Origin of the sequence: Chryseobacterium sp. SIMBA_029 (assembly GCF_046535275.1) — a bacterium.
Taxonomy (GTDB): domain Bacteria; phylum Bacteroidota; class Bacteroidia; order Flavobacteriales; family Weeksellaceae; genus Chryseobacterium.
The window spans coordinates 34,759-49,652 of sequence record NZ_JAWRXA010000011.1 but is presented as its reverse complement, the minus strand read 5'-3'; the positions used below and the strand labels follow the sequence as shown (position 1 = coordinate 49,652).

Below are 14,894 nucleotides of genomic sequence, written 5' to 3'. Positions count from 1 at the left end.
ATTGTGGTTTAATTTTCTGATATTTAGTACTTTATGTATTGTTTATGTTTCTGGATTTATAAATCTATACATATAGTTTTTTCAATCTAGAATTATTATAGTTGTTAGAACAAATCAAATGGATCAAATTTGAAATAATAATATTTATAACATGACAATTAATATTACGGCCAATAAATAATTAGTAATGATAAAATATAATTTTTTATAATGTGTTTCCTATTTATTATTATGATTTTTCCAATTTTATTTTTAAATGCTCAAAAAAACAATCCCGCTCCATCTATTCCCATAACAGATCAATATTTTGGAACTAAGATTACAGATGAATACAGAAATTTAGAAGATTTAGAGAGTTCTTCAACAAAAAACTGGATGAAATCTCAAACAGATTATACCAATTCTATTTTAAATCAGATTCCCAAAAGACATTATTATTTGGAGAAAAGATTAGAATTTGATAAAATGCAGGGATATTCTGTATCTGACTTGAAAATTACAAATAATGATAAATATTTTTACTTGAAAAAAAGTGGAAATGAAAAAGTAAGTAAGCTTTATTATCGGGAAGGATTTTTAGGAGAAGAGCAATTGCTTTATGATCCTTCTAAATTTAAAAATTCAGATATAAACCATGAATTTGTAATTAATTATATTAGCCCTAGTTTAATAGGTGACAAAGTAGCAATTGCCATGGCTGAAAAAGGAAAAGAATTAGCTGAGGTTATTATACTAGATGTAAAAAGTAAATATATTTATCCTGAAATTATTACCAATACATCGCCCGCGAATATAGGAGGAATAAAATGGTTTGGCGATAATTCACGATTCTTCTATACATACTTTCCTGTCAATGATCCGAAATCTCCGAATTTTTATAAAAACACACAAACTATTTTATATACAATTGGAACAAATCCTAAAGAATTAAACGATGTTTTTTCTGCTAAAAACAATCCTGAACTAAAGATTGATGAAAAAAAATCTCCTATTATCTTAGATGCAGATGATAAATATTTCGTTGGAATGTTACTTGATAATGATTATTACAGGCAAACATATATAATTTCTAAACAGGATTTATTAGAAGGTAAAAAAACATGGAAATCTTTTTATAGTAAAGAAGAAAAAGTAAGGTCTTTACAACTTATGAGTAAGGATGTGTTTTTTTTATCCCAATATAATTCTCAAAATTACACACTTTGTAAAACCAATTTGATAAAACCAGATTTTAGAAACCCGGAGATTCTCATTCCGGAAAAGAAGAACGAAGTAATTGGGCAATATAGGATAACCAAGGATGGTATCTATTACACGACAACTAAAAACGGAGTAGAAGCCCATTTGTATTTATATAAAGATGGTAAAGATATTCATATTAAGCTTCCTTATCCATCAGGAAATATAGATTTACAGACGAAAGGGAATAATTTTTCTGACATTTGGATAAGTTGCTCTGGATGGGCAAATGAAGAACAGCGTTTTAAATATAATCTAAAAACAAATTCTTTTTCTCCTGAAAACATTACTTCTGTTACAGAATATCCTGATTTTAAAGATATTGAAGTAAAAGAAGTCACTGTTAAAGCAAGAGATGGTGAAGAAATACCATTATCAATTATATATAATAAAAATAATAAAAGAAATAGTAAAACTCCTTTATTGATAGATGCTTATGGAGCATATGGAATCTCTAGAACTCCTTTTTTTGCGAGAATTTATTTGTTATGGGTAAAAGAAGGGGGAATTTTTGCAATTGCTCATGTGAGGGGAGGTGGAGAAAAAGGAAAGAAATGGCGTTTGGGGGGATATAAAGAAACTAAACCCAATTCCTGGAGAGATTTAATTGATTGTACAGAATATTTAATTAATGAAAAATACACCTCAAAAGATCATGTTGCGATCTGGGGGACAAGCGCAGGAGGTATTACCGTAGGAAGAGCTATAACAGAAAGACCGGACTTATTTAAAGCTGCAATTCTAGAAGTACCAACAACAAATACATTGCGAGATGTACTTACTATTGGTAGTAATACAGATGAATATGGGACATTAAAAGATCCCAAAGAATTCAAGGCTTTATTGGAAATGGATGCTTATCAACATATTAGAAAAGGAGTAAAATATCCTGCCACGTTTATTACTGCCGGAATAAATGACCCAAGAGTAATTGCGTGGGAACCTGTAAAATTTGCAGCTAAATTGCAGTCGAATAATGCATCTGAAAATCCTGTATTGCTTCAGGTAGATTATGAAGGAGGCCATGGAAATAATACGACTGCTTTTCATGGGCATTCAAATTTATCAGATATTTTCGCATTTGCATTCTGGCAACTAGGGCATCCTGATTATCAGCCAACAAAAAGCAAGAAGAAATAAATTATTCGATTTTTATCAATTTATGAAGAGTTTGCAGATTGTGCTTCTACATCCGGATGATCATTTTTATATTCAATAACAAATAAAAGGCTGTGAAAACTCACAGCCTTTTATTTGTATAATTGAGACTATTATTTCTTTATAAATTTCTGTGCAGTTACTTCATCTTTCGTAAATAATTTGACGATATAATTTCCTTTTGTCAGTTCGGAAACTGATAGAGCATTGTCTTTTACTGCGGAAGTCTTTATAATCCTTCCGGTTGCATCATATATTTCAGCTCTTGTCACTGCGTCTTTTGATTTGATATACAATACTTCCTGTGCAGGATTTGGATAAATACTTAACTCATTTTTATTCGTTTTGGTTTCTGATGTAGCCAATACCCCTCTTACTGCTGTGGTGTAAGTATTCGTGATGATTGGAGCATTATAATCAAAATAGATATTAGCCGTATTGCTGAAACTATCACCAGTGGTTAAGATAGATTTTGTTTTGATTTTGAAAGAAATATATCCGTCATTATGAGCATCATCAAATGGCAGCTGGATATTCTCAAAAATAAATTCTACCACATTATTGTTAGTCACCCTTGTTACAAAATTATGGCTGGCATCCAGCGGTCTTAAGGTAGATATATCAAATTTTGCAGCATCAATTACATCTTTTACTACTATATTTTGAGCGTTGGCGCTTCCTGTGTTCTCAAACCGGATAAGATAATGAACATAATCTCCGATCTGAGTCTGGCTGATGGTTGTTCCTTCCAGACATGTTTTATCATTAGGGTCAAAAGAATTAACCAATGTTTGATTCAAAACAAATGTATTGTCCGCAGGTGTTTCATCAGCTGCACCGGTAATCTGTGCAGTGTACTGCAAAATATCGCCTCCTTGTAAAGGGGGAACCTGTGTTGGGGTATTCAATGTAAAGGTTACGGTGATTTCTTTCGTTTCAAAAGGAAGGAGACTGATAAAATTCCAAGCTAAAGCTCCTGTAGCCTGTGAAGATGGAGCGGTGGTGGCATTAAGATAATCCATCACATTATCATCAAAATTCAGTACAATTGTTCCAGACTGTGTAGTCGTTCCTTTGTTTGTATAGATAATTTTGTATTTTGCATTGAAGCCCGGTGCGGCCTGATTAACGGGAATCGTTACAATTTCCAGATCATTATGCGTACCATTTGCTGTAAGACAAAAATTTTGGGTCATTGGACTTGCCTGTGCTGGGAAATTGGCTGTGAATCCTGCAGGTGAAATATTGAAATAAGTTGGGTTTTCAAGAATCGGAGTGATGATATGCGAACCAGTCTGCACAGGAATTGAGTATAATCCTGAAGCGTCAGCAATGATACTTCCTGTAGTTCCGGCCCCAACGATAGTGAATTTCTGAAACGCCTTACTGATATCATTAACATCACATCCGTTGTTATTGCTGTCATATTTTGTATTTCCCTGAACCGTATAAAAAGTCCCGCCAGGTGTGAATGAACAATAAGAATTAACGGTTACATTGTTGTAACCGTAACCGGTATTACTGCTGATGATCTGGCTCATTTCAGCATCATCGCAGCATATATAATGAATATTCGGGTTGTTTGCGTAGTTGAGACTTTGAACTTTATTGTTTTTCAAGAATAAAGTCTGCAGATTATTATTCTGAAAGTTAGGATAAACAAGCAATGGATTATTTGATATATCTACTGAAGTCAATAGGTTATCACTAATCATCAGGGTTTTCAATAAAGGAACTGCTGAAAAATTAATATTGGTTATTTGGTTATTAATAATTCTCAAATAATTTAATATCGGGCTCTGACTGATATCCAAAGTAGGCAGGTTGTTATAACTGGCCTCAATATATTCAAGTTTCGGCGTATTTTGAAGATTGATTGAAGTAAGCTGATTGGCCGAACATGAAAGTCTTTCAAGATGGGTACGGTTGCTTACATTTAAGCTGGTTAATGAATTTCCTATAATACTGAATCTGTAAAGATCTGGCAGTGAACTTACATCGATACTAGTCATCTCATTGTAATCACAAAACAGATACTTTATAGTGGTACTTCCGGAGTAATTAATAGTCTGTATTTTTCCGCTGCTACAATTTAAATTATTCATTTTTGGAAGATTGGAAATATCAAGATGAACAATATTGGCATTTCTTACACTGATATTTTCAAGGATCGGGCATCCCGTGAAATTAGCAGAAGACATGGTTACATTATTGTCGAAACTTACCAGAGCCAGTTTGGGCATTCCGCTGACATCTACGGAAGTAAGCAGCGGACAATCTGATACCGTAAGATATTTTAGATTGGGAAATGATTTCACTCCTTCAATAGACTGAATGTAATAGGTAGAAATACCGGGATTATAAATAGAGATGTCACTAATGTTAGCTGCCTCCGAAACCTGTATTTCCCCATCATTATTGGTGTCAATGGTAGTCCAGGCGCCGCTGAGGTTTTGGGCAACCTCGTTGGTAGGGCTAGCGGAAAGTAATTTAGCTTTAAAATGCGCGTCAGGAATGGTTATAGTCTGCGCATTTAATGCTAGATGTGCTAAGAATAGCACAAAAAAGTAAATGTTTTTCATGGTTTAGTGATATTTAGTTTTGCTAAATGTACAAAAAATAATTATTATTAAAAATATTTAATTTTAAGCTTGTATTTTGGGATTTAAGCATTGTATTGTTGTGATATGTTTAATTAATTTTTGATTTTGTATTGAATGTTGAAATTAATATTTGAAGATTCAAACAAAAAAAGACTGTGAAAATTCACAGCCCTTCATATATAATGATTAGATTTATTCCTGCCTTATTGCTTTTCCACCAGATCCAGAAACTGCTGCTCATCCAGGATTTCAATCGTTCCGATATCCTGTGCTTTTTTCAGTTTGCTTCCTGCTTTTTCACCTACCACAAGGAAATTAAGATTTTTAGAAACCGCAGAAATATTCTTTCCGCCATGTTTTTCCACCATTTCTTCCGCTGATTCTCGGGTAAACAGCGATAATTTTCCGGTGAAAAGGAACGTTTTTCCTTCCAGAACATTGGATAAAACTTCATTCGTGCTTTCTCCTTTTTCCAGCTGAACTCCGTAGGATTTCAGACGTTCAATCATTAAAATGTTTTCAGAATTTTTAAAGAATTCAACAATACTGAACGCAATTTTAGCCCCGATATCTTCCACCTGGCAGAGTTCTTCCACAGTGGCCTCTTTCAGCTCATCAATCGTTGCGAAATTTTTAACCAGTTTCTTCGCAACCGTTTCTCCTACATGCTTGATCCCGATTCCATACAGTACTTTTTCAAACGGAATTTCCTTGGATTTTTCAATTCCTGAAATAATATTCTGCACAGACTTTTCCGCCATTCTTTCCAGCGGAAGGATCTGTTCTTTGGTCAGCGTATAGAAATCTGCAGGGTTTTCAATCAGTTTTTCACGGTACAGCTGTTCGATTGTTTCGCTTCCCAGATTATCAATATTTAAAGCCTTTCTTGAAACATAATGAATCATTCTTCCTACGACCTGAGGCGGACAGTGCAATTCATTCGGGCAGAAATGGATGGCCTGATCTATAATTTTCACCAGCTCTGTTCCACATTCCGGGCAGTTTTTAATGTATTCAATTTCTTTACTGTCAGAAGTTCGTTTTTCCTTATTGACGTCAACTATTTTGGGAATAATTTCACCTCCTTTTTCCACAAACACAAAATCATGTTCATGTAAACCCAGTTTTTTGATGATATCTTCATTATGCAGGGAAGCCCTTTTTACAATCGTTCCGGCTAACAGAACAGGTTTCAGATTGGCGACAGGAGTGATGGCTCCCGTTCTTCCTACCTGGTAAGAAACACTTTTCAGCTCAGTTTCCACTTTTTCAGCTTTAAACTTATAAGCCATGGCCCAACGCGGTGATTTTGCCGTATATCCAAGCTGTCTTTGCTGTTGTAAAGAATTTACTTTCAGAACGATTCCGTCAATCTCGAAAGGGAGATTATGACGCTCCACATCCCAAAAACTGATGAATTCCTTTACCTCATCGAGTGTGCGGCAAAGTTTCGCCTGCTGAGAAGTCTTGAAACCCCATCCCTGAGCTTTCTGAAGGAGTTCCCAATGCGTTTCTGCCGGAACCTCATCTGAAATGTACTGATACAACACAGATGACAGGGAACGTTTTCTTACCTCCGCACTGTCCTGCATTTTTAAACTTCCGCTGGCTGTGTTTCTTGGATTCATGAACGGATCCAAACCTTCCTCCTCACGAAGTTTATTGAGTTTGTCGAAATTTTTTCTGGTCAGATAAATCTCACCACGCATGAAAAAATGAGACGGAAAATCTCCTTTTAGAGTTAAAGGAATATCTGAAATGGTGCGCACATTAGGCGTAATTTCATCACCCTGAAAACCATCCCCGCGAGTAACAGCCTGTACCAGTTTTCCGTTTTCATACAAGATAGAAATAGAAGCACCGTCATATTTCAGCTCAGCAACAAATTCTACAGGATCATCAATCGTTTTGATGATTCTTTTTTCCCAGTCTTCAAGATCCTCAAAGTCATAAGAATTATCCAGAGAATACATTCTGAACTTATGCTGAATGGTAGGGAAATTTTTGGTAACAGCACCTCCGACACGCAGCGTAGGAGAGTTGTCGTCATGAAATTCAGGATACTGTGCTTCAAGTTCCTGCAGCTCTTTCAGCAGCGTATCAAACTCGAAGTCTGAAATGCTGGGTTCGTCCAGGATATAATAATTGTAATTATGCTGATGGAGCTCTTCACGAAGCTTTTCTATCTTTTGTTGAATGTTTTCCGACATTGCTTTTCTATCTTTTTAGCAAAAATAGTTAAAGTAATTCCATTTAAAAAATAAGAGAATTAAATATTTCCGGAACATTAAAAACACGTAATACCCTTTAATGAATTGATTCAACAGTAGATAAAATTGATATTGATAATACGTTAACATAACGTTTGCATTTAATTCAATAATTGTTAAAATTCTCTTAAATAACAAATGCTCAATGTCTGGATACCTTTGCCAAGCTAATTTGAAGAAAATGAAAAAAGTAAAGATTGTATTGGGATTATTGTTTTTAGGACTTGGGACGATGGCTTATGCACAGACCACTCAGGCTTCCATTGTCGGAAAAGTGACCGGTTTGGGAAGCACAGCCCAGGAAAAAGTGAAAGTAACGATTGTGAATGAGTCTACAGGTTTCAAAACCGAGACTGAAACCAACTCAAAAGGAGAATATATTTTCAAGGAAATTCCTCTTGGCGGGCCTTACACGGTGATGGTAAATGATGAGAAAAAAGAAGGATACAATGTTAACTTTGGAGATCAGGTAACCGTAAACGTGAGCTTGGGAAATGAAGCAAAACTTATTGACGAAGTAGTGGTAACCGGAAATCTGAAAAATAAGATCGGAAACCTGGGAGCAGCAACCGCTATTTCTGCCAAAAACATCAGTATGCTTCCCGTGAACGGAAGAAATTTTGCCAACCTTACAGAATTGTCTCCTCTAAGTGGAAAAGGAGGTAATTTATCCGGGCAGTTAGGTTCTTCTACCAACTTTACGATTGACGGAATGACCGCGAAAAACCCAACATCAGCGGGTTCTACAACCAGCCGAAGCGGGGCTCCCTTTTCTATTTCCATTGAAGCAGTACGTGAATTTAAAATCACAACCAACCAATATGATGTAACGTTGGGAAGAAGTGGTGGAGGTACCGTAAGTGCGGTGACAAAGTCCGGAACGAATAAATTCTCAGGAAGCGCCTGGGAATATTTAAGAACCAACTGGCTTTCCAGTCCGTATGATATCAGAGGGAACAAAAGACAGAACGATTTCTCTACTTCACAGTTTGGATTTTCATTAGGAGGTCCGATCATTAAAAATAAATTACACTTCTTTGTAGCCTGGGACCACCAGCTGGATTCAAGACCGTTGATCATTGCAGATATCAAATCGACGGATGATGAGAAAAGATTCAATACAACTACCCAGACGCTTAATCAGTTTTTAGATATTGCAAGATCAAAATATGGAGTAGGAAATACTCCGCAGTTCGGAAGTTTTGATAAAGTAAGAAATTCAGATGCAGGATTCCTTCGTTTGGACTGGCAGATCAACGAAAAAAACTTATTGACGTTAAGAAATAATTTCACGTATGATCTGAATAAAAACGGATTGGGAGATAATACCGCGATCAATTTCTTCGAATCTTACGGGAATGATAAAAACCTGGATAACAGCTTACTCTTAACATTAAGAACCAATGTAAGGTCAAACATCACGAATGAATTAAAAGCACAATATTTATATACTTTCCAGGACAGTTACCAAAACAGTGAATTGGGTAAAACGGTTCCAAGAGCAGTAGTTGAAGGCGTTGTATCCAGTGTTGGCGCTACCAATATCCAGATCGGAGGCCATCGTTTTGGTCAGGAAGGTTTCCGAAATAATGTGTTCCAGGTGGTGGATAACTTATACTACAACACAGACAAAATTAAATATACGTTTGGGGCAGACCTGATGTATACCAGATCAAAATCGATCTACGGAAGTGAAGTGAACGGAAGATTCCAGTTTCAGGGGATGACGAATTTTGCCAATCTTACCCCTTACCGTTTTTACAGAGAAGTACCTTTGATGGATGATCCCTCTGTAAAATCCAGCATCTGGAATGCAGGAGTATATGGACAGCTTCAAGCTAAAATAGCAAAAGGTCTTGACTTTATGGCCGGATTAAGACTTGATTACGGAGGATACCCGAAAGCTGAATTCAATCAAAAGCTTTTTGACGAAATGGGGATCAGAACCGATAATCAGATCAAATCTTTTGTGATTCAGCCGAGATTTCAGTTTGACTGGAATATCAATGAAGGAAATAAAGATTTCTTAAAATTTGGTGCGGGAGTATTCTCTTCCGATATCAACAATTATATGGTGATTAATAACCTTGTTTTTGACGGGAAACATTTGGCAACAGTAGATGTGAACCCCGGTAAAATTGGACTGACTCCTGATTTCCCTGGGTACAGAAATGATTACGGAACGGTTCCTACCCTTTCACAATATCAGATTCCGACCATCAATTACACAGGAAAAGATGCAAAGATTCCAATCGTTTATAAAGCGAATATCTCGTATACTCACTTCTTTAATGAAAGATTCAGAGCCGGAATCGCAGGATATATGGCATTGGGAAGAAATAATTACTTCTACTATGACAGAAACATGGTGGCCAACCCGTATTTCACGTTGGCTAATGAAGGAGGAAGAGGGGTGTATATACCCGCATCTACGATCATCAATAATGATGCTAATAAAAGTGTGAATATCGATTGGAAAGAAGGCAGAATTAATAAAAACTTTGGAAGAGTACTGGAATTGGTGAGTGATGGTAAAGTGAATCAATATTCATTTGTAGTAGACACGAGTTACAGATACTGGAAAGATGGGGAAATCACAGCAAGTTATACGTGGTCTGATATCAAAGACAATACTTCATACAACGGAAACGTAGCAAACTCTGCAACCCTTTCTACTCCGGTTCAGAGTGATCCGAGAGATTTAAGAATGAGCTATTCTGACAGCCAGTTCAGAAATAAAGTAGTGCTTTACGGAAATTCACCTACGATTGCCGGATTTACTGTAGGACTTCGATATTCAGGGATTGGAGGAACACGTTTCTCTTTAACAACAGGAGGGAACATCAATGGAGATTTTGTGGATTCCAACGATTTAGCCTATATCTTCCCGAATCTTACACAGGCGCTGCTTAGCGATCCGGATGTAGGTAAAGCTTTAAAAGATTATATCACGGATTATAACAATAAAATTGCAGAACGTAACGGCGGCAAAAACGGATTCTACGGAGTTTGGGATGTACGTGTCGCGAAAAAAATCAAGTTTGATAAAATAGGAGCATTTGAACTTTCTGTAGATATCTTCAACGTGGCCAACCTTCTTAACAAAGAATGGGGGGTTAACAAATCATACGGTAACGTAGCGTTGTACAGAGTCACAAAATTCAATCAGGATACCAAACAGTTTGAATATGTGAAAAATGCCAATGGTTTAGCCCCTTTATCAGGAAATCCTTATCAGATTCAGATCGGAGCAAAGTATAGCTTTTAACAATTAAATAGTACCTTTATCAAACGGTCGCAAGACTTTTATATTTTAATTATCTAAATTATTATGAAAAATTTTATCTTAGGGTTAGCAGTTTTAAGTACAGTACTCATGAAGGCACAAACTCAGATTATCGCACACAGAGGCTATTGGCAAACACAGCCTCCTACAACGGAAAATTCGATTAAGTCATTGGAAAATGCCCAGAAATTAAAGATTTATGGATCAGAATTCGATGTAAGGATGACTAAAGATGGTGTTTTAGTAATCAATCACGATGAACACCACGGAGACATGGAAATCTCTGAAACCAATTTTAAAGACCTGGAAAAATTAAAACTATCAAACGGCGAGAACTTTCCTACACTAAAAGACTATTTAAAACAAGGCAAAAAAGATCCTTCTTTAAAACTTATTGTAGAGGTTAAGCCGATTAAATCTCAGGAGAAAGAAAGCGAGATCGTTCAGAAAACCATCAAAATGATCAAAGACATGAAGCTGGAATCTCAAAGTGAATTCATTTCATTCAGCTTACATATCTGCAAAGAGATTAAAAGAGTAGAGCCTAAATTTAAAGTTCAGTACCTGAACGGAGAATTGTCTCCGGCACAGATCAAAAGCGAAGGACTGGATGGATTAGACTACCACTACAGTATTTTTGAGAAAAATCCAACCTGGATCGCTGAAGCAAAAGCATTGGGACTGATCACCAATTCATGGACGGTAAATGATCTTCCGGTGTATGAAGAATTAAAAAAACAGGGAATAGGTTTTATCACGACCAATATTCCTGATCAGTTAAAAAATAAATAAAGGTTTATATTTTTTAATTTATAACCAATAAGATAAGTCTGCCTCTTTACAAAGAGGCAGACTTTGTTTTTACAGGAATCCATACTATTTCATGACTTTATTATACCCCGTCATTGCGAGGAAGGAAGCAATCTCCGTTTTCAATAAGCATCATGTGCAATCGGTTAACATATTCATCTGTGTACATCTGGAAAATCTGTGGTTATAAAAATTTGAACCACAAAGTCACAAAAGTTTTTGAACACTTTAGTTTTTAAGTTTAAATGATCGCGTATAATAAGTTCACATAAAGTAAAAAGCAAAGATTTTTATTCATCGTGTTGCAAAGATCTGCTTAATTAGCGTTATCTGCGAGAATATGAAAAATTACGTAATCTTAGGATTCATCTGTGTATATCTGGAAAATCTGTGATTATAAAAATGTAAACCACAAAAGTCATATTCACTCAATCATTAAAAAACTATTAAATCCGGAATTCCCACCCGCTATAAAAATGTTCTTTCGTAAATTTGTACCACGAAAAAAGAACAATTATTATGAATATAAACGGAAAAAATGCCATTGTAACAGGTGGTGGAAGAGGTCTTGGTAAAGCAGTAGCGTTGGCATTGGCAAATGAAGGAGTCCATATCGCGATAACAGGAAGAAACGAAGAAAATCTTAAAAATACGGTCGAAGAGATCAAAAACCTGGGTGTAAATGCAGTATATGCTGTATTTAACGTAGATGATGAAGCCGAAGTGAAAAAAGGAATTGAATCTCTTGCAGAACAATTGGGCGGCGTAGATATCCTGATCAATAATGCAGGAATCGGAAATTTTGGTAGCATTGAAGAAATGTCTTCTGAAACATGGGAGCAGGTAATCAAAACCAATCTTTTCGGAGTGTATTATGCCGCAAAAGCTGTATATCCTTTCATGAAAGCAAAAGGAGAAGGAGATATCGTGAATGTTTCCTCAACAGCAGGATTAAAAGGCGGCCCGAATATGTCCGCCTATGCAGCTTCAAAAGCGGCGGTGGTTTCCTTGTCACAGTCGATGATGGCAGAATGGAGAAAACAAAACATCCGTGTGATCACCTTAACACCAAGTACCATTGCTTCCGATATGAGTATTCAGGGAGGACTTACAGACGGAAATCCGGACAAAGTTCTTCAGCCGGAAGATTTTGCAGAATGGGTAAGAGATATCCTGAAAATGAACAGAAGGGCTTTAATAGCGAATGCTTCTATTTTCTCTACGAATCCGTAATATTTACACTAACTTTTACAAGAATGAAAGCGGGCTTTAGTCCGCTTTTCCTTATTTTTGCAACAAATTATTCACATGCAAAATTATTTAGAATTCAATTTTAAGGTTTCTCCGCAGCAACCTTGGAGCGATATATTAATGGCAGAGCTTATCGAAATCGGTTTTGACAGCTTTACAGAAGAAATTGAGGGGATTTTGGGATATATCCAGAAAGACTTATTCAAAGAAGATGAGCTTAAAGCCCTTTCGATTTTTGAAAATGAAAATGTGAAAATTGAATATTCCTTCAAGGAAATGCCTAATATCAACTGGAATGAAGAATGGGAAAAGAACTTCTCCCCAATCAATATTGATGATAAAGTACTGATCAGAGCAGAATTCCATGAATCCATTCCGGGAATGCACGAAATAGTAATTCAGCCTAAAATGTCTTTCGGGACAGGACATCATCCAACAACCCATTTGATGATCCAGCAGATGATGGACATTGATTTTAACGGTAAAAAAGTCCTGGATATGGGATGTGGAACATCCGTTCTTGCGATCTATGCAAAACAGCAGGGTGCAGGAGATGTTAAAGCTATTGACATTGATGAATGGTCTGTTGAAAACTCAAAAGAAAATGCAGTAAGAAATAATGTATCGTTAGATATTGAGCTTGGTACTGCTGAAAACTTAGGAAAAGAAAACTTTGATATTATTTTGGCCAATATCAACCGAAATATTTTAATCTCCGATATTCCAACGTATGTTTCTGTTTTAAATGCTGGTGGAAAATTGTTGCTTTCCGGATTATGTTTCTTTGATGTAGATGATATTCTGGAAGTATGCAAAGAAAGCGGCCTGGAGTTGAAAAAACAATTACAGCGTGAAGAGTGGGTAAGTCTGCTGCTGGAAAAATAATCATATAAAAATACAGATATGAGATCTTTGCTGACTGTTCTTTTTATATGCATGCTGCAGTTTTTTTCGGCTCAGGAAGAGGAAATGGCTTATTCTAACGGAGTTTTTAATTTTGAAGAAAATAAGACACAGAAGATTTTTACCGATTGGACCAGGGTAAGAAAGGAACCAAATGTGAATGCTCAAATCCTCGATTCTTTGCAGACCAATCAGCAGGTGCTGGTTCTACAGCGGGATGAAACTATTTTGAAGTTAGGAGAAAGACGGGCCAACTGGTACAAGATCTCTTACCAAAAAGGAGAAGTAGCTTCTGAAGGCTATGTGTGGGGTGGCAATCTTTGTGTGGGCTACCGGAATAAAAACGGATATGATTTCCTTTTCGGACTGACAAAAACCGTTGACCGGAAAGATAAAAAGTTCAATGAAAGTTTTCAACAGAATATCGCAGCGATAAAAGCGCTTGAAGGAAATACTCTGATTGATGAGGTTTCCTTTGATACCGGAAGAGGCGAGGAACTTAGCTTTGGAAGTTTTGTCATAGAAAGCAACCATAAGCTGCAGAATATCGAAATGAGCCTTAGAGCAACAGTTTCCGGTGAAGCCTGTGGTATTGCGGGGTATAGTCAATATGTCCTTTTCAAGGATAAAAAATTGATTGTACTTCCTCAATTGATGAATGTAGGCGATGCAGACATCTATTATCACAGTGAAGAATTCATATTTCCCAATGATAAAGGAGGAGTACCCAATGCTTTTATCTTTAAAATGGAGGAAATGGAAAAAGACGACCGTGACAGAGAAAAGAAGAAACGATCTTCCAAGACCTATCTCTGGAATGGAAATTCTTATCAACTGAAATAAAATTTTTAAAGTATAATTTGAAAACCGCTGTATATTTATAGCGGTTTTTTTATTTTTATAAGGTGTTTAAACAATAGCAACCAATATCTATGAAAAAAAGTTTGAAAATTGTCTTATTTATAGGAAGCTGCATGCTGTTGTGTTCATGCCCGGCGAGTTCATTCATGATGTATAAGTTAGTGGGTCGTGAGGATGATTCTTACCGTGAATATTATGATTTGATCGATGGGTCTGATACCATCCGTGCAAAGGTGGGCGTCCTGCACAGCTATATTGACAAAACAACACATCTGATCGTCAAATTAAACCATGTAAAAGAAAAGAAATATAAAGTGTTTTCCACTGCGTATGGTGAAATCTATATGACCTCAGAAGAACCTTATATATTTAATAAAGAATTAAAATCGACGAAGAAAAGAGATACCGTAATGATTGAAAATGCGGGCAAACGTTATTATTTTACCCGTTAACAGAAACCATTTATTCTCTTAGAAATGTTACTCCATACAATAATATGCTACGAAAGTGAAT

9 protein-coding genes are annotated in these 14,894 nt (G+C 36.1%); 7 read left to right on the top strand and 2 right to left on the bottom strand.

Features of this window, described 5'->3' with window-relative positions; genetic code table 11:
* Window positions 1–231 precede the first annotated feature (231 nt).
* A complete protein-coding gene (locus tag SB679_RS18885) occupies window positions 232–2,379 on the top strand; it encodes a prolyl oligopeptidase family serine peptidase (RefSeq protein ID WP_410703857.1) in 2,148 nt (715 codons plus the stop codon).
* A 131-nt stretch (window positions 2,380–2,510) separates the two neighbouring features.
* Here SB679_RS18885 and SB679_RS18880 read toward each other — a convergent pair whose 3' ends face one another.
* Entirely contained in the window at window positions 2,511–4,979 is a 2,469-nt protein-coding gene (locus SB679_RS18880) for a T9SS type A sorting domain-containing protein (protein WP_410703856.1), read from the bottom strand.
* A 224-nt stretch (window positions 4,980–5,203) separates the two neighbouring features.
* A complete protein-coding gene (gene ligA / locus SB679_RS18875; protein ID WP_410703855.1) occupies window positions 5,204–7,210 on the bottom strand; it encodes an NAD-dependent DNA ligase LigA in 2,007 nt (668 codons plus the stop codon).
* A gap of 241 nt (window positions 7,211–7,451) precedes the next feature.
* On the opposite strand from ligA, the gene SB679_RS18870 reads away from it, so the two are divergent.
* The 6 genes from SB679_RS18870 to SB679_RS18845 all read left to right on the top strand — a co-directional run bounded on the left by SB679_RS18870 (window position 7,452) and on the right by SB679_RS18845 (window position 14,833).
* Window positions 7,452–10,538 carry a carboxypeptidase regulatory-like domain-containing protein gene (locus SB679_RS18870; RefSeq protein ID WP_410703854.1) on the top strand — a complete coding sequence of 1,029 codons (3,087 nt, stop codon included), beginning with the start codon at window positions 7,452–7,454 and terminating at the stop codon, window positions 10,536–10,538.
* A gap of 63 nt (window positions 10,539–10,601) precedes the next feature.
* Window positions 10,602–11,348, top strand: coding sequence for a glycerophosphodiester phosphodiesterase family protein (locus SB679_RS18865; protein WP_410703853.1), 747 nt, complete (start codon window positions 10,602–10,604; stop codon window positions 11,346–11,348).
* 537 nt (window positions 11,349–11,885) lie between these two features.
* On the top strand, window positions 11,886–12,599 hold the full coding sequence (locus SB679_RS18860; RefSeq protein WP_410703852.1) for a 3-ketoacyl-ACP reductase: 714 nt from the start codon (window positions 11,886–11,888) through the stop codon (window positions 12,597–12,599).
* A 75-nt stretch (window positions 12,600–12,674) separates the two neighbouring features.
* Entirely contained in the window at window positions 12,675–13,502 is an 828-nt protein-coding gene (gene prmA, locus SB679_RS18855) for a 50S ribosomal protein L11 methyltransferase (RefSeq protein ID WP_410703851.1), read from the top strand.
* Window positions 13,503–13,520: 18 nt separating this feature from the next.
* Window positions 13,521–14,363 (top strand): SH3 domain-containing protein, encoded by an 843-nt coding sequence (locus SB679_RS18850; protein WP_410703850.1) that lies wholly within the window; start codon window positions 13,521–13,523, stop codon window positions 14,361–14,363.
* 89 nt (window positions 14,364–14,452) lie between these two features.
* Entirely contained in the window at window positions 14,453–14,833 is a 381-nt protein-coding gene (locus SB679_RS18845; RefSeq protein ID WP_410703849.1) for a hypothetical protein, read from the top strand.
* The last annotated feature ends 61 nt before the right edge of the window (window positions 14,834–14,894 follow it).

Coding starts and splice junctions, on each gene's coding strand:
- SB679_RS18880 (WP_410703856.1), bottom strand. CDS start 4,979: ATGAAAAACATTTACTTTTTTGTGCTATTCTTAGCACATCTAGCATTA.
- SB679_RS18850 (WP_410703850.1), top strand. CDS start 13,521: ATGAGATCTTTGCTGACTGTTCTTTTTATATGCATGCTGCAGTTTTTT.
- SB679_RS18860 (WP_410703852.1), top strand. CDS start 11,886: ATGAATATAAACGGAAAAAATGCCATTGTAACAGGTGGTGGAAGAGGT.
- SB679_RS18845 (WP_410703849.1), top strand. CDS start 14,453: ATGAAAAAAAGTTTGAAAATTGTCTTATTTATAGGAAGCTGCATGCTG.
- SB679_RS18885 (WP_410703857.1), top strand. CDS start 232: ATGATTTTTCCAATTTTATTTTTAAATGCTCAAAAAAACAATCCCGCT.
- SB679_RS18870 (WP_410703854.1), top strand. CDS start 7,452: ATGAAAAAAGTAAAGATTGTATTGGGATTATTGTTTTTAGGACTTGGG.
- ligA (WP_410703855.1), bottom strand. CDS start 7,210: ATGTCGGAAAACATTCAACAAAAGATAGAAAAGCTTCGTGAAGAGCTC.
- SB679_RS18865 (WP_410703853.1), top strand. CDS start 10,602: ATGAAAAATTTTATCTTAGGGTTAGCAGTTTTAAGTACAGTACTCATG.
- prmA (WP_410703851.1), top strand. CDS start 12,675: ATGCAAAATTATTTAGAATTCAATTTTAAGGTTTCTCCGCAGCAACCT.